Origin of the sequence: Clostridium sp. (assembly GCF_016650095.1) — a bacterium.
Taxonomy (GTDB): Bacteria; Bacillota; Clostridia; order Clostridiales; family Clostridiaceae; genus Clostridium_AD.
Genome location: NZ_JAENWL010000002.1, coordinates 1 through 16,755, shown reverse-complemented (window position 1 = coordinate 16,755; position 16,755 = coordinate 1). Strand labels below are relative to the sequence as shown.

The 16,755-nt window shown below is 29.3% G+C and carries 14 protein-coding genes; all 14 read left to right on the top strand.

Going from position 1 to position 16,755, the window contains the following annotated elements; genetic code table 11:
- The 14 genes from JJE11_RS00435 to JJE11_RS00370 all read left to right on the top strand — a co-directional run bounded on the left by JJE11_RS00435 (window position 1) and on the right by JJE11_RS00370 (window position 16,753).
- On the top strand, window positions 1-1,395 hold the full coding sequence (locus tag JJE11_RS00435) for a hypothetical protein (protein ID WP_291632273.1): 1,395 nt from the start codon (window positions 1-3) through the stop codon (window positions 1,393-1,395).
- On the top strand, window positions 1,396-2,934 hold the full coding sequence (murJ, locus tag JJE11_RS00430; RefSeq protein WP_291632272.1) for a murein biosynthesis integral membrane protein MurJ: 1,539 nt from the start codon (window positions 1,396-1,398) through the stop codon (window positions 2,932-2,934).
- Between the two features lie 58 nt (window positions 2,935-2,992).
- A complete protein-coding gene (locus JJE11_RS00425; RefSeq protein WP_291632271.1) occupies window positions 2,993-4,336 on the top strand; it encodes an ABC transporter substrate-binding protein in 1,344 nt (447 codons plus the stop codon).
- A 35-nt stretch (window positions 4,337-4,371) separates the two neighbouring features.
- Window positions 4,372-5,814 carry an O-antigen ligase gene (locus JJE11_RS00420; protein ID WP_291632270.1) on the top strand — a complete coding sequence of 481 codons (1,443 nt, stop codon included), beginning with the start codon at window positions 4,372-4,374 and terminating at the stop codon, window positions 5,812-5,814.
- Between the two features lie 71 nt (window positions 5,815-5,885).
- Window positions 5,886-7,034: a glycosyltransferase gene (locus JJE11_RS00415; protein WP_291632269.1), complete on the top strand. Its 1,149-nt coding sequence runs from the start codon at window positions 5,886-5,888 to the stop codon at window positions 7,032-7,034.
- A 50-nt stretch (window positions 7,035-7,084) separates the two neighbouring features.
- On the top strand, window positions 7,085-8,137 hold the full coding sequence (gene wecB / locus JJE11_RS00410) for a non-hydrolyzing UDP-N-acetylglucosamine 2-epimerase (protein ID WP_291632268.1): 1,053 nt from the start codon (window positions 7,085-7,087) through the stop codon (window positions 8,135-8,137).
- Between the two features lie 15 nt (window positions 8,138-8,152).
- Window positions 8,153-9,373: a glycosyltransferase family 4 protein gene (locus JJE11_RS00405; protein ID WP_291632267.1), complete on the top strand. Its 1,221-nt coding sequence runs from the start codon at window positions 8,153-8,155 to the stop codon at window positions 9,371-9,373.
- 40 nt (window positions 9,374-9,413) lie between these two features.
- The gene (locus JJE11_RS00400; protein ID WP_291632266.1) at window positions 9,414-10,667 is read left to right on the top strand and encodes an O-antigen ligase family protein; all 1,254 of its coding nucleotides are present in this window, start codon (window positions 9,414-9,416) and stop codon (window positions 10,665-10,667) included.
- Window positions 10,668-10,724: 57 nt separating this feature from the next.
- A complete protein-coding gene (locus JJE11_RS00395; RefSeq protein WP_291632265.1) occupies window positions 10,725-11,378 on the top strand; it encodes a sugar transferase in 654 nt (217 codons plus the stop codon).
- Window positions 11,379-11,452: 74 nt separating this feature from the next.
- Complete coding sequence (locus JJE11_RS00390) at window positions 11,453-12,172, top strand: WecB/TagA/CpsF family glycosyltransferase (protein ID WP_291632264.1); 720 nt, start codon at window positions 11,453-11,455, stop codon at window positions 12,170-12,172.
- A 65-nt stretch (window positions 12,173-12,237) separates the two neighbouring features.
- Complete coding sequence (locus tag JJE11_RS00385; RefSeq protein WP_291632263.1) at window positions 12,238-13,332, top strand: glycosyltransferase; 1,095 nt, start codon at window positions 12,238-12,240, stop codon at window positions 13,330-13,332.
- A gap of 32 nt (window positions 13,333-13,364) precedes the next feature.
- The gene (gene murJ, locus JJE11_RS00380) at window positions 13,365-14,918 is read left to right on the top strand and encodes a murein biosynthesis integral membrane protein MurJ (RefSeq protein WP_291632262.1); all 1,554 of its coding nucleotides are present in this window, start codon (window positions 13,365-13,367) and stop codon (window positions 14,916-14,918) included.
- Window positions 14,919-14,971: 53 nt separating this feature from the next.
- Window positions 14,972-15,517, top strand: a complete 546-nt coding sequence (locus tag JJE11_RS00375) for a nitroreductase family protein (protein WP_291632261.1) — start codon at window positions 14,972-14,974, stop codon at window positions 15,515-15,517.
- Window positions 15,518-15,892: 375 nt separating this feature from the next.
- The gene (locus tag JJE11_RS00370) at window positions 15,893-16,753 is read left to right on the top strand and encodes an EamA family transporter (protein ID WP_291632260.1); all 861 of its coding nucleotides are present in this window, start codon (window positions 15,893-15,895) and stop codon (window positions 16,751-16,753) included.
- Window positions 16,754-16,755: the final 2 nt, after the last annotated feature.

Sequence of the window (16,755 nt, the reverse complement as noted above, 5' to 3'; positions counted from 1 at the left end):
ATGATAAATTTTATAATAGATAAAGAAAATAAAGATAGTCGTAAAATTTTATATACAATATATTATATTACAAAAGATTATGATGAAGAGATAAAAGTTTCATTTAAGTCATTAGACAATAGTGTGAATATATATTATGGAATTAAACCTAAACAATCAGGAAATATATATATACCTTATGAGAGAATTTGTTCCGATGAAAAAAAAATATTTTTCTATAAATACATGAGTAAAACATTCATGTCTTTTAAAGACAATATAGAAATGCCCTTTTATATAAATGATGGCAACGTTACATTTACCTTTGATATAATAATGTTATCATTTTATTTATTATCTTGCAAAGAAGAGTATGAAATACCTAAAAAAGATTCAATGGAAAGATTTATTGGTAAGTATAGTAATAGAGTAGAAAAGATAGATATACCTTTTTTTGATGTTAATTCACATATACTATATGAAGCTATCAAGTATTTCAATGAGGATTTGAGGTTAAAGAAAAGACAATTTGAAATATTCCTAAATCATGACGTGGACAATATTAACAGTAAAAACAGATATGTACTATTACATAATTGCAAACAAATGTTATTAAGAAAAGCTCCCTTCATTAAAAACGCTAAAACACTAATATTTGACATATTGTATAATAGACATTTGCAAATAAAAAACTATATAAAAATTGAAAAACAAAAAAATGCAAAATCAGAGTTTTATTTTATTGTAGGAATGAAGCATAGACTAGGTAAAAGGTATGAATTGAGCAGTATAAAAAAAGAGATAGGATTGCTTATAAATGACCCTCACTTTGATATAGGGTTACATGTTAACTTTTTTTCATATAATGACGAGAAAAAGATTAAGGATGAAATTGTATTTATAGAAAATTTTACTAATACTAAAATAATAAGTGGCAAAAATCATTGGCTTAGATTTAATGTTCCGGTTACCTGGGAAGTGTTAAATAACTCAGGTATACAGTGTGACTCTACTTTAGGATACTCAGATATAAATGGATTTAGAGCGAGTACCACACAAGCATTTATACCCTATAATATAGATAGTGATGCAATAATACCAATTTTTGAGGTTCCGCTAGTGATAATGGATGGTATAATTATGGAAAGACAAATTACCTTTGAGGATAAATGGTATAGCATTAAGAAAATTATAGATGAGGTAATACTTTATGGAGGAACTTCGTCTGTATTATGGCATCAAAGAGTAATTTATGATAATGAATATAAAGTAATGTATGAGAAAATACTAGATTATGTAAATGAAAAAGGTGGAAGATTTGTGCTAGCTAAAGATTTAACTGCTAGATATGAAAAACAAAAGGAACAATTGGAGCAGTTCTTTCAGATTTTGAGAGCTGATAGTGAGGTAAATTAAATGAGTACTAAGATAAAAAATGTAGCTAAATATAGTGCCATGATTGCTATGATCCTTATTCTGAGCAAATTGATAGGTACTGTTAGAGAGTTTATAATTGCAGCTCAGTTTGGAGCAAGTATAGAATCTGATATATTTAAAACAGCAACACGTATACCCTATATATTTTATGGATGTGTAGGTGCAGCCCTTACCACCAGTTTTATACCCGCTTTTTCAAAAGTAAAGGATGATATTAAGGAAGCTAATGAATTCTTTAATAATATCTTGAATATTCTTTTTGTATTATGTTTTATTTTGACTTTACTGGGAATAGTTTTCTCAACAGAACTAACACAAACAATGGCTAGTGGATTTAATAGTGAGGCAATAGCTAAAACTGTGTTTATGACCAAAATAGCTATGCCATCTATTATTTTCCTTGCGTTAAGTGGGTTATATACAGGATATTTACAATCCTATGGTATATTTCTTCAACCTGCACTTACTGGAATAGTTTCAAGTATTGTGGTTATTGTGGGGATTTTAGTGTTCTACAAGTATGGTATTATTGCAGCAGTAATTGCGTTTCTTATAAGCTCTGTTGCACAAATGATGATACAGAGACCATTTATGCCAAACTATAAATATAAAATGTATATTAATTTAAAAGATGAAAATGTAAGGGGAATGCTTAAGCTTGCAATACCTACTTTGATAAGCACCGCAGTAAATCAAATAAATGTAATAGTGGCTAGTGATTATGCATCAAGACTGGGGGCCGGTAGTATATCTGTTGTAGATTACGCAAGCAAGCTAAGTACCTTAATAAGTCAAGTTTTTATTGTATCGATAACAACAGTATTTTATCCTATGCTTACGGAGAGATTTGCACAAAATGACCACGAGGGTTTTAAAAATTTATTTATCAAATCTGTAAATGTAGTAATTCTTATTGCCGTGCCCCTTGTATTCGGACTCGCAGCATTAAGTACACCAATAGTAAAATTAACACTGGGGCATGGAAAGTTTGATACCGCTGCAACCGTAAGTACAGCATTATGTTTGAAATATTTAGCCTTTTCAGGTTTGGGATATTCATTAATCGATATTTTAAGTAAAGTATTTTATTCTACAAGAAATACTGTAACTCCAATGATTAATGGATTCGTTTTAATAATTTTAAATATTATATTAATAGTATTATTAGCACCTAAATATGGAGTTGTTGGTTTGGCGCTTGCAAGTACAATTTCGGTAACTATTATGGCAATAATTATGGCTGTAGAACTTAAATTTAAGTTGAAAAATATTAAATTTAGAAAAATTGAAACGGTATTTATTAAATCGCTAATTGCGGGCATTTTTATGATGATAGTAGTAACAATATCGAACAAAGGTGTAAATATAATTATTCCTAGAGACAGTACTGTTTTATTAGCAGCAAAAATACTTATAGTCACTGTAATAGGGGCTATATGCTATACACTTTCCCTCGCAATTTTGAAGGTTAAGGAGTTGGAGTTTATATTATCTTTTAAAGCACTAAAAAAAAGATAATACGTAAATAGTGCATCACTGTAAGTGATGATTTAAAATAAGAAAGAGGATGATATTTTTGAAGAAATTTCCTTTAAAGTATAAAGTCTATATACTACTTGTGATAGTTTTTGTAGCAATGTCATATGCATATAGATTTAAATTAGTACAAGAAGCTAAAATAATGGATGAAAATGATTTAACTAAAGGTAAATATGTAGTAAGTGTTTGGTTAAAAAACTCGCCTGAGGCAGAGGCTAGAATAAATCAGATAGAAAGATATAATGAAGAAAATAAAGATAATATCTATATAGCTTTTAGAATGGAAAATGATGACTACTTTAATTTATTAAGAACTGCTTTAGCTTCAACGGATAAACCCGATATTTTTCAATATGGATATTATGAATTATATAGATATGAGAGCTTAATGGATATGGAACAGTTCGGATTAGATATCGATAAAATTGGTAAAGAAAATTTGTTATATTATGAGAAAAAACCAATGGGGGTAAAAATATTAGGTAATAATGTTAAGTTTGTATGGAACAAAGAAATGTTAAAAGGGGCGGGAATAGATCCAGAATCACAACCTAAAACATTTGATGAAGTTTTAGATTATGCAATAAAAATCAAAAAAGCTTATCCAAATGTTATACCTTTTGAATTTCCTGCTTGTACTTATGGAGAACTCAAAACTTCTATTGGTGAAATGAGTGTAAATAAAGGAAGTATTTATACAACTTTTTGGGATTATAAAAATGGAAAGTATAATTTTGACTATTCAAAGGATATTTTAAACATTTATAGTAAGATGTATTCATTAGGTTTAATAGATAAAGATTTTATGAATAATAACAGATTAGACTTAAGAAGAGATTTTGCGGCGCAAAAGACAGCTATGATCATCAGTACTTTTGAAGACAAGAACTATTTTGATAATATTATGCCTCTTAATTTTTCTATTGGTATATCTGAACTACCGAAGATAGATATAAAAGATTCACAAAATTATTATTTTACAGAGAATTCTACTGCTCTTGTAGTAAATAAAAATGTAGACAATGCAGATAAGAACAAAGAAGCTATCAAAAAAGTTTTTGATTTATTTTTAGATAAAGAAATAAATAACCAATTATTAGCTTCTAATAAAGCACTTCCAATTTTCATGGAAAACGCTATTCAAAAAAATGATATATATAAAGAATATAACAATAAGGCTAATTTTAAAAACGAGCTATTTGATGCTAGTATTTCCATAAATTACGATCAAGGAGTTACAAAACAATTATTCTACGATGCTATTAGTGGGCAGCAAAAGGTAGAAGATGTTATAAAGAAACTCAACAAGAATTTTGAAGGGTATACCAAAACTATGGTAGATAATTATTCTTTAGATGTTAGTAAATTTATGGAAAAATAATTGTGTTTAAGAAGTTTAAGACGTAAGGAGAAATTATGAATATTAAAGAAAATTTAAAGAAAAATTATATACTTTTATGTAGCATGATTATAGTAGCTATAGTTGTTTTTATGTTTTTAGTAAAAAAAATTGGTATAAAAGATTCTGGAATGGCGTCAATTGCGACTGTAATGCTATTGCTTGCATTATATTGTGCATTTTATGATATGAAAAAATCTATATTTTTATTTATTCTGTGTTTGCCAATATTTGTTACGGCTAGAAAGATTGTTTATTTCGATATATTATTTATAAAAGTATCCTACGAAAGTATTTACATTACTATAATGTTTATATTAAATATAAAGAAAATCGGTAAATTTGTTAAAGAAAAATTGTATAATAAAGAATCACTTAGTAGCAAATTTTTAATTATGATTCTGATTTTTGTTTTATTAGCAATTAATAGCAATATATTCTCAGAGCATATAATGACAAGCTTAAGCAGCACATTTATATCTGTTTTAGTTCCTGTTATGTTTATGTTAACCACTTTAGTTAATTTTAAAAATGTTGATATAAAAAACATTTACTATGCACTGATATTAAGTTTAGATTTAACATGCTTTTATGGATTTACACAAGTATTTATGAACCATTTGTCATTAGGAGAAATTAGGATTCATAGAAATCTTATAACTTTTGGATATCATAATGTAAATATATTTGCAGGCATATTACTTCTGGTTGTACCATTAGTTTTAGAATTAATTTTATATAGAAAACTTAATAAAAAAGAGAAAACATTTGTATATGGTTCTTTACTTATATATATGGTGTCATTAACTATTACATTTAGTAGAGGCGCGTGGATTTCATTTCTTATAGTGACTTTTATTATGTTAATAAGTCAAAAATATAAGAAAATTGTATATTTCTTAGGAATAGCTTTTTTACTTTCATCAAGGTGGCTCGTTGTATTTATACTACATAGAGGTGAAATAAATGCTGCTTTTTTCAAAAATGAGTCAATGATGGCAAGATTACAAGCAATTGTTGCAAGTATCAAAATCGTAATTAAATATCCATTTGGTGCAGGCGGTGCAACTTTCGCTGACTTATATAAAAAATTTGCTATGGATGCATACTTAACCTTTCCACAATCGTTTAGAATAAAGGCACCTATTGCAAATTATGCTATGGAAAACGCACATAATTTGTGGCTTCAAATTGCGGTAGAGTTTGGATTTGTATGTTCTATTTTATTCTTTATTATAATTATAAATAGAATAAAGGTTATTTTTCAAAATTACGATGAAAATAGAGGCGTTTTTACATCAATTATAATATATATGATTTATTCTGTGCTAACAGGAATTGAATTTGATCATAAAGGTGTAATTACAGGAACATTAATTATATGGCTGATATTTACAATTGTAGAACTTAAAAATAAAGAAGGTTCTTTAATTGAGAAAATTAATGTGGATGATATATAAAAAATAAGATGGGATAGTGGATTTTTGTCTATACTATTGACATAGATCCAATATGAGAGGAGCATAATTTAATGTATGTCATGATCATATCACGTGGATATCCGACAAATAAATATAAGATGAACGGTATATTTGAATTTGACCAGGCTAAAGCTCTAGCTAAAGCAGGTTGCAAAGTGGTTTTTGCTGCAGTTGATGTTAGGTCCATAAGACGGTGGCGTAAATGGGGTGTGCAGCGGCATGAAGTAGATGGCGTTAATGTTTATGTAATAAACATTCCAGGTGGTAGACTACCGGAAGCAATTTTGCACAAAGTGACTAGTATAAGTCTGAGCATTCTGTATAAACTTATATTAAAAGAATTGGGAAAACCAGATATGTTACATGCACATTTCACTGATATAGGTTATGTAGCTTTGACACTGAAGCAACAAATTAATGTACCTCTTGTTATAACTGAACACTCATCGCTTATAATGAAGCCTGTAATAGAGAAACCACTATTTAACATTGCAAAATCATTATATGTACAGGCAGATGTTGTCATTGGAGTAAGTCCAACATTAGTAAATGTCATAAAGGAAAAATTTAATATAAAAGCGCTTTATGTTCCTAATATTGTTGATACAGACTTATTTACGTATACAACAGCAGGGAAAAGAAAAACATTTAACTTTGTATCAATAGGAAATTTAGTTTATGGGAAAAGGATGGATTTGACTATTGAAGCATTTTCTATAGCTTTTTGTGATTTTCCAGATGTTACATTGACCATATTTGGAGAAGGTGTTGAAAGGTCTAAAATGGAAAGTATTATAAAGAAGTACCACTTAGAGGGCAGAATTGTGCTTATGGGGGTTTGTGCGAGGACAGTTATAAAAGAGAAACTAAAGAGTAGCGATTGTTTTGTCTTAGCTTCACGTGCTGAAACCTTTGGTGTGGCTTATATTGAAGCATTAGCATCAGGGGTTCCCGTCATAGCTACTAAGTGTGGTGGCCCAGAGGTATTTGTTAATGAAAAGAATGGACGTATGATCCCAGTTGATGATCTTGAGGCACTAGTAAGTGTGATGAAGTATATGTACAAAAACAGCATTGAATTTGATAGGCGGGAGATATCTGCAGATATAAAACAAAAATTTTCACCTGAGTATGTTTCCAAAAAGCTCATGGAAGTGTACACAGCGGTTATTGGAGCAAACTTAAAAATCAAAAATTAACTTTTTATATGTTAATAACATTAATTGTAAATAAGTGAGGAGCGGATTTTATGAAACTATTAACCGTTATTGGAGCAAGACCGCAATTTATAAAAGCTGCGGCAGTGTCAAATATTATAAGACAGCAGCATGAAGAAATTTTAGTTCATACTGGTCAACATTACGATGAAAATATGTCGAGAGTGTTTTTCGAAGAGCTTAAAATTCCAAAACCTAAATATAATTTGGGGGTAGGTTCAGGTGGGCATGGAAAACAAACTGGTGCTATGCTTATAGAGTTAGAAGAGATTTATTTAAAAGAAAAGCCAGATATGGTTTTAGTTTATGGAGATACAAATTCAACATTGGCAGGAGCTTTATGTGCAAGCAAATTATTGATTCCTGTAGCTCATGTTGAGGCTGGACTTAGAAGCTTTAATATGAATATGCCTGAGGAACAGAATAGAATACTAACAGACCACCTATCAAAATATTTATTTGTACCAACACCATCGGCAGTTGCAAATTTAAAAAATGAAGGATTAACTAATGGAGTGTACAATGTAGGTGATGTAATGTATGATGCTACAATTAACTTTTCTAAGGTATCTAAAGAAAAATCTACTATTATGGATCACCTAAATTTGAATCATGAAGAATTCATATTAACAACAATACATAGAGCAGAAAATACTAATGATATTAATAGGCTGAAAAACATCATTGATGCTTTGAACGAAAGTGGAGAAAAAATAGTATTACCATTGCATCCTAGAACAAAAAAGTATATGGATGATTATAAATTTAAATTTAAAAATCACATAAAAATAATTGAACCAGTTGGATATTTGGATATGATTAGTCTTGAACTGCATTGTAAAAAGATATTAACTGATAGTGGTGGAGTTCAAAAAGAAGCATTCTTTATGAAGAAGCCTTGTGTAACAATGAGAGATGAGACTGAATGGGTAGAAACAGTGGAAAATGGTTGGAACATAGTTGTAGGAACTGATAAGAAAAAAATATTAAATGGTATAGTTAGTTTCAAGCCTGAAAAAGATCAAGAAAATATCTTCGGTGATGGTCATGCAGCAGAGAAAATACTAGATATTATAAACAAGTAGTGGAGAGGTGAAAACATGAGAATTTTATTTTTAACTCAATATTGTCCACCTGAGGTGGGTGCTCCCCAAAATAGAATATTTGAGTTTGCTAAAGGGTTAAAACAATTGGGCCATGAAGTTACTATATTAACGGCATTACCAAATTATCCAAAAGGTGAAATATTTGATGGGTACAAAGGTAAAAAGGTATTTCTTGAAGAAATTGAAGGAATAAAAATAGTAAGAACCAGCATTTATGCTACAAAATCTAAAAGTTTTACTAAACGATTAAGAAATTATTTATCCTTTACTTTTTCATCAGTGTTTCAAGGGTATAAATATATAGAACGGCAAGATTTTATTATTACAGAATCACCTCCGCTATTTTTAGGATGGTCAGGGTATATATTATCTAAACTTAAGAAAGCTAAATTTATTTTCAATATATCAGATTTATGGCCTGAATCGGCTGTGAAGCTAGGAGTGTTAAATAATAAATTATTTATAAAATTGTCTGTATGGCTTGAAGAGTTCTGCTATAGGAAAGCTTCAGCAGTTACATGTCAAACTCAAGGAATTCTCGATGATATTGTTGGTAGGGGTTTTGACAAAAATAAGGTGCATCTAATAACTAATGGTGTAAATACAGAACTATTCAAAAAAGAAAAGCGAGATGAAGACTTTAGACGGGAAATAGGAATAGAAGATAAATTTTCATTATGCTACGCAGGTATACATGGAATTGCTCAAGGCTTGAAAGTTATAATTAATGCTGCAGATATTGTAAAAGATATAAAAGATATTCAATTTGTATTTGTAGGTGATGGACCAGAAAAGCAAGATCTTATAAATATGGTGAAAGAAAAAAAATTAACAAATGTAACTTTTGTGCCATTGCAACCTAAGGTTAATATGCCTAAAATAGTTGCATCTATGGATGCTGCTATTATACCACTCAGAAAATTACAGCTATTTGAGGGCGCTTTACCTTCTAAAATGTTTGAGACACTATGTTCTGAAGTTCCTATTATCATGGCAGTAAAGGGTGAGGCGGAAAGATTAATTAACAATGCACAGGCAGGGATAGTGGTAGAACCTGAAAATTCAGAAGATATTGCAGAAGCGGTAATTAAACTATATAATGATAAAGAACTTAGAGGAAAACTAGGTGAAAATGGAAGACGATATGTTAAAGAAAATTATAATAGAGATACTATTACAAGGAAACTTGAGAAAATATTAATGGAATTACAATAAAAGCATTAATATCCTAGTATGTATAAGAGAGGTGATAAGAGTGAAGGATAAAGGTGGACTCCTACTTTATTTTATGTGCATATATATAGTAATAATGCCACTAATTCAAGAAGGAACTAAGTATAAAGATTTACCTATTACAGATATTATGTTAGGAATATTAATAATTTCGTATATTTTTGGTATAGTTCTTCGCAGGGATATAAGAAAGCGTTTTATCAGTGGAATTATTGACTTTTTTACAAATAAATTGAGTATTTTAATGGCAATTCTATTTGGGATAATGCTTGTATCAACGGTGTATGCAACAGATAAGTCATTGGCTTTAACAGAAAGCCTTAGATATTTAACATATTTATTTATATATTTTATAATTAAATATGAATTTAATACTAAAGAAGCTATAACAACATTACTTAAATGTTACATTTTTACTTCTTTACTTTTAAGCATTTTCGGAATCATACAACATTTTACAATATGGGGCCTTGATGAAAAATTTATTGTGGCATATTCATCAGGATATACGGTAATTAAAATTGCTGCTACGATGTATAATCCTAATGCCTATGCAGCCTACCTTATCTTGATTATTTTTCCAGTCATAATGTTATCTATTTATGAAAAAAGATTAAAATATAGGGCCATATATACAATTATTTCAATATTATTAATTGTAAATCTATTTATGACTTATTCTAGAAATGCACAATTAGGGTTTGCTCTTGGTGCTATTATTTTATGCGTTGTGTACAGCTGGAAATTAATAATACCTTTTGGTTTAACTGGCACTGTATTAATGTTTATACCTTCAGTCTTAGATAGAGCAAAAGATATTCCTAATGCTTTGCAAAATGAATCACGGCTTAAACTATGGAAAACGGCTATTATGATGATAAAGGAACATCCTATTCTAGGTGTTGGTAATGGAAATTACGCTACTAGATATAATGAATATGTAAGTAAGTATAAGGAATTAAAATATTTTGAGTATCAAGATTATCCAGCCCATAATTCATATTTAAAAGTGCAAAGTGAATTAGGAATAATAGGAATAGTTTCATTTTTAGGAATAATAACTATTGCGCTACTTAGAATTAAGAGATTGTATAGTACCACTATAGATAAGTTTCATAAACCATTTTATATGGGTGTAATGGCGAGTATGATTGCTTTTCTATTTATGAATATATCGGATAACTTATTTTTTGTTCCTAAAGCAACAACTTATTTTTGGTTTTTGTTAGCTACAGTAGAGGCTTTATTAAACATTAAAGATAATCAAACTATTTAATTAATAACCTTAATCAAATAGTATTATATTTTATTAAGGTAAAAGGTAGGAGTAAATATGCAAAAAAATATTATTCAAATAGATGTAAATAAATGTATAAAAAATAAAAAAATTAGTTTTGTTATAAAGCGGCTTATGGATATAGTTCTGTCTTTCATAGGTATAATAATTTTAAGTCCATTATATCTAATATTGATATTTGCAATAAAGTTAGACTCAAAAGGACCTGCTCTTTTTAAACAAATAAGAGTTGGTAAAAATGGAGAAAATTTTACAATATATAAATTTAGAACTATGATAGTTCAAGCTGAAAGTAAAAGAGAACTTAATATAGACCCGAATGATTTAGAGAATTTCGTATTTCAAAGTAAGTCAGACAGCAGAGTAACTAAGGTGGGTAACTTTTTAAGGAGCAGCAGCTTAGATGAAATTCCTCAACTTTTTAATGTTCTGTTTGGACAAATGAGCCTTGTAGGTCCTAGGCCTGAAATACCAGAGGTAGTACAGTATTATCCAGAAAGTTATAAGCAAAGACTTCTAGTTTTGCCAGGAATCACTGGACTTGCACAGATTAGTGGAAGAGGAGAAATTGAACTAGGAAAAACGGTTTCTTATGATCTGAAATACATTGTGGACTTTTCAGTCCTTTTAGACATAAAAATACTCTTCTTAACAGTAATATCTGTATTTAAAAAAGAAGGAGCTTATTAATAAGTCACTTTAGGGACTTAATTCATTAAAGTGAATATAGGTATCTATAAAATGCAAATTATTGGAGGGGTTTTATGACAACAAGAATTTTGCAATATGAAATTTTTAATGATAATATGGAAGAATTGCTTAGAAGTATAAACAATTTTAAAAAAGTACATATTGTTTCCGGAAATCCAGAAGTACTTCTCACTGGATTACAAAACAATGTATTATTGGATAGTATAACTAGTAAAAATGCTATAATTATTCCGGATGGAATTAGTACGGTAATATGTGCTAAAATTGTAGGTAGGCCGGTTAAAGAAAAAATTGCTGGAGTAGAGCTTATGGACAGTATTGTGAAAAAATGTGAAAAAGAAAACAAAGGAATATATTTGTTAGGATCTACAAAGGAAACAGTGGATATGTGCAATATTAATTTACGAACTAAATATCGAAAATTAAATATTTTAGGGAGTCATGATGGATATTTCGAAATGGATAATTGTGAAGAAATATTAAAGGAAATAGAAAAAGTTAGCCCAAGTGTTTTATTTGTTGCAATGGGATGTCCAAGGCAAGAAATGTTTATAGCAAAATACATGGACAGACTTCCTTGCAGTATATTTATGGGAGTTGGAGGAAGTTTTGATATCATAGCTGGGAATCTTAAACGTGCACCTAAGTGGATGATAAAATTGGGACTAGAATGGTTATATAGAGTTGCAAAAGAACCTTTTAGACTTAAAAGATTATCATCTATACCTGAATTTATTTTAATGGTTATTAAGGAAAAGTATAAACGTAAATAATTGTTAAAATAAATCTGTTGTTATTTACAACAGGGAAGCACAAGGAGGGGATCCACATTAAAGTTTTGCATATAATATCTGGCAATGATAATGGTGGTGGTGGAAACCACGTATTAAACATATGTAACAAAGACAATAAAAATTTTGAAAATGTAATTGGTTGTTTGGGTGAAGGCCCACTTTACTCAAAAGCTAAAACTATGGATGTTAGCTATAAACTTTTTACAAAGAAGCTTAATAGCATTGAGCTTCTGGAATTTATAAATAACAACTCAATAAGTATAGTAAATTTCCATGGAGCAAAACCCTTCCTCATGCATTTGATTTTAAAAAGTAAATTAACGGTGCCTTCAGTAGCAGTAGTTCACAGTGATTTTAGATATGATTTTTTAAATAATAAATTAAAATATTTTATTTTTACTCCTCTGAGTATCAAGGGTCTAAAGAGCTTTAATAATTATATTTGCGTATCAAATAACCTGAAGTGTCTATTAGAAGAAAAAAAAATTCAAGGAACCAAATCAGTTGTAAATAATGGTATAGATATTAAAAAAAATAATATTATAACATCAGCAGAAGAAATAAGAAATAATTTTGGAATAAAAGAACAGGATTTTGTATTTGCTATGGTTGCAAGATTTCATCCTATAAAAAATCATAAAGAAGTTATACTTGCCTTTAGAAAGTTAACTTTTGAGTTTCAAGATGTGAAATTGCTTTTAGTTGGTGATGGAGAGCTACGGCCAGAACTAGAGGCGTTAATAGTAAAATTAAAACTTGAGAATAATATTACTATGGCCGGTAATGTAACTAATCCAATAGACTATATAAACGCTTCTAATGTTAGTGTTTTGGCTTCTTTAAGTGAGGGAGGAGCACCACCACTCACAGTTTTAGAATCAGGAATTGTAAAGAAATCGTTAATTTATACTGTGGTAGGCGACTTAGAGTGTATATTGGATGAAAATAGCGGTTATAAAATAAAAAGCCAAAATAATGAAGATATTTACAAAGCTATGAAAGAGGCTTATTTAGATAAGAGTAATTTAAATGTAAAAGGTGAAAATTTATATAAGATTATTGTAAATAATTTTACTATAGAAAATTTTCGGGATAATTATTATGAAATTTATAAAAGCATATTAAAAATTAATAAATAGATTATTAAAATTTATAAAAAATGGAGTGTACCATGAGAGATAACAAAGTTTTAAAAAGTTCAATGATTGTAATTTTATTTGTAATAATTGGAAAGATGCTAGCTATTGTACGCGATAGCTTAATGTTTGCTAAATTCGGAACATCTTATTCAACAGATATATATGTATGGTGTTTTGGTGTAGTATTTCTATTTACTAGTTTAGGATATGGACTCAGTACTACTATAATACCCATTCTAACGGAATATATTGAGACAAAAGAATTAGATGAGCGAAATAGTTTTGTAAATAACGTGACTAATGTTTCCATGATATTAACCGTAATTATCACTGGGATTGGTATATTATGTTCCTATTATATAGTGTATTTTTTTGCAAACGATTTATCTAAGGACCCGATTATATTTGCCCAAACCGTGAAAATACTTAGGATAATGTTCTTATCAGTGTTATTTTTAACTCTTCAAGGTATTGTGGCAGGAACACTTCAAGCTCACAAAGAATTCTCTATTCCGGCTGCTATGGCAGCATCTGCAAGCTTAATATATATAATTTATTTAAGCTTATTTGTTGATAAATTTGGTCTTACAGGCTTTGCAATTACAACGGTACTAGCTTTTTTTGTGCAATTCATAATTAATGTTCCAAAGTTTAAAAAGCTAGGATACAGGTATAAATTAGAAGTGAACCTTAAGAATAAGGACCTCCAGAAGATGTTTTTATTAATGATTCCCATAATAATAAGCACAGCAACCATGCAATTTAATTTATTTATAAATAGATCCTTTGCAATGGGCTTATATGAAGGAGCAGCTTCAATTCTTGAAGCTGCAAATAAAGTAACACTGCTTACATACGAAGTTTTTGCGGTAGCAGTTTCTATGATAGTATATCCAATACTGTCTACCTTAATAGTTCAAAATAATCATGCTGAGTATAAGAAATCATTCGTTAAATCAATTAATATAATAAATTTAGTTATGATACCAGCAGCACTTGCAATTGTTATATTAAGAAAACCAATAATTAGTGTATTATTTTTAAGAGGTAAATTTACAGTAAGTGATGTTAACTTAGTTTCTACAGCATTAATATTCTATTCACCAACTATGATAGCTTATGGGGTTCGAGACATATTAAATAGAGCATTTTACTCTGCAAAGGACACCAAAACACCAATGGTTTATAGCGTGGTGGGAGTAATAACAAACATTGTTTTTAGTGCAGTTTTATATAGGTATATGTCAGTGCCTGGACTAACACTATCCTCATCTATTTCCTCTGTAATTATCACCGTAATGTTGCTAATTCAGATGAATAAGAAATTTAAGGGAATCAATTTTAGATCTATTCTTAAAACTGTAGGAAAAATTTCTATAGCATCTATTATTATGGGAGTTGTAGTGTACTTTATTAAAAAGATATTTATAATCAATATGGCTTCAACTTTTATTGTAAACTTAATGATGTTACTTCTATGTGCGACTGTAGGAATACTATTATATTTCGCTCTAACATACCTTTTAAAAATTGAAGAATGTACGTATTTGTGGGATATATTTAAAAAGAAAATTATAAAAAGATAAGTACATTATTTAAGAAATAATTACGCATACTAAAAATGAAGGAGCGTGATTATATGGAATTTTACGATGTAGTCCAAACAAGAAAAAGTATTAAAAAATTTAATAATACCCCAATAGATAGAGAAAAATTAGCTCGAATGATTAATGCGGCTATGATGTCGCCTTCATGGAAAAATAATACTTCTTACAGATTTATTCTAGTTGATGAAAAAAGGGAACTAGAACAAATTTCTAAAGCTATAATGAATAAGGATAATTCAGCAGCACAGTCAATAATTGATTCACCAATGACTGCAGTTGTAGTAGCAGACCCAGGTGCTTCTGGGGAAGTAGAAAACAAAGAGTTCTATTTAGTGGATAGTGCCATAGCTATGGAGCATTTTGTTTTATCAGCTACTAATGAGGGATATGGAACTTGTTGGATTGCTGCAATTGACGAGGATATTATTAAAAAAACCTTGTCCATTCCACAAAATTACAAAGTAGTTGCCATGACACCTATTGGAGAAATTGCTGAAAGCAAGGAGCATAACGATAAAAAAGATATAAAGGATTTTGTGTTTTTAAACACTTGGGATAATGCTTATAATGGTAAGTAAAATGTGCTTTTAAAGTTCTTTTGTAAGGCCCTACGGTTGCGGATGCAATCGTAGGGCCTTATTTAATAATAGAGCTAACAGTTAAATATTAGCTCCATAATTTACTAGTTCATATAAAATGATGTAATATTTCCAGAAAGGTGGTACAATTTCAGTAGTTATTATATTGATAATTATTTTCAGATGTTTTATATAAGGGGCATGAAAATAAATAACAAGTCAAAGATGCGACGGATATTTCGCGAAAGACTAGGAGGCAGGTTCTGTTGATAGTTATACTATCAGCAGATTCTGCAGAGGTCGTATGTCGCGAAATAAACTAGTATCTGACTTGTTATTTACTTGAATGTCCCTGATAACAAGGAGGATTATACTATGGAAAAAACAAAAGGAATTTTATATATTATTTTATCTGCTACTGCTTTTGGTATTATGCCAATACTAGCAAAACTATCATATATAGGAGGCGCAAATACCTATACCACCCTATTTCTTAGGTTCTTTTTTGCAGCGATTATGCTTCTTTATTATCTCAAAACTAAAGGTATATCAATTAAATTAACTAGAAGGCAATTGGTTTTAGTATTAATAATAGGCATGTTTGGATATACACTTACTTCTTTATGTGTATTTAGTTCATACAATTATATAAGTATTGGTATGTCTAGCATGATTTTATATATGCATCCTGCTATTGTTACTTTGTTATCATTTGTGTTTTATAAAGAAAAAATGTATGCTAGAAAAATTATTTCTTTAGTTATGTCTTTAGTAGGGATTTATATTTTAATTGATATGGGAAGTGTTAGCTTTAATTTAAATGGAATAATGCTCGCAGGTACTGCAGCAGTACTATATTCATTATATGTTCTAGGTGCGTCTCTCAAAGAGATTAAAGTCATCAACAGTTATGTTTTAACTTTTTATATTTCATGTGCATCTGCTGTTGTGATGTTAATAGCTGCAATTACTACTAACAATTTTAATATGCATATTCATTTTTATGCACTTGTGGCCATTTTATTATTGGCATTCATATCAACAGTTGTGGCTTTAATGGCATTTTTAGAAGGGGTTAGAATAGTAGGGCCATCTAAGGCTACAATTTTTAGTACTCTTGAGCCCATTGTTGGGCTTATACTAGGAATACTTATTTTTGGAGAGCCAATATCAACTAGGATTATAATTGGAAGTATTGTCATAGTGGTATCTATAGTAATATTAACAAAAGATTAGTT

Excerpts from the sequence above, each read along its gene's own strand:
- JJE11_RS00435 (WP_291632273.1), top strand. The coding sequence starts at position 1 with ATGATAAATTTTATAATAGATAAAGAAAATAAAGATAGTCGTAAAATT.
- murJ (WP_291632272.1), top strand. The coding sequence starts at position 1,396 with ATGAGTACTAAGATAAAAAATGTAGCTAAATATAGTGCCATGATTGCT.
- JJE11_RS00420 (WP_291632270.1), top strand. The coding sequence starts at position 4,372 with ATGAATATTAAAGAAAATTTAAAGAAAAATTATATACTTTTATGTAGC.
- JJE11_RS00415 (WP_291632269.1), top strand. The coding sequence starts at position 5,886 with ATGTATGTCATGATCATATCACGTGGATATCCGACAAATAAATATAAG.
- wecB (WP_291632268.1), top strand. The coding sequence starts at position 7,085 with ATGAAACTATTAACCGTTATTGGAGCAAGACCGCAATTTATAAAAGCT.
- JJE11_RS00405 (WP_291632267.1), top strand. The coding sequence starts at position 8,153 with ATGAGAATTTTATTTTTAACTCAATATTGTCCACCTGAGGTGGGTGCT.
- JJE11_RS00395 (WP_291632265.1), top strand. The coding sequence starts at position 10,725 with ATGCAAAAAAATATTATTCAAATAGATGTAAATAAATGTATAAAAAAT.
- JJE11_RS00390 (WP_291632264.1), top strand. The coding sequence starts at position 11,453 with ATGACAACAAGAATTTTGCAATATGAAATTTTTAATGATAATATGGAA.
- murJ (WP_291632262.1), top strand. The coding sequence starts at position 13,365 with ATGAGAGATAACAAAGTTTTAAAAAGTTCAATGATTGTAATTTTATTT.
- JJE11_RS00375 (WP_291632261.1), top strand. The coding sequence starts at position 14,972 with ATGGAATTTTACGATGTAGTCCAAACAAGAAAAAGTATTAAAAAATTT.
- JJE11_RS00370 (WP_291632260.1), top strand. The coding sequence starts at position 15,893 with ATGGAAAAAACAAAAGGAATTTTATATATTATTTTATCTGCTACTGCT.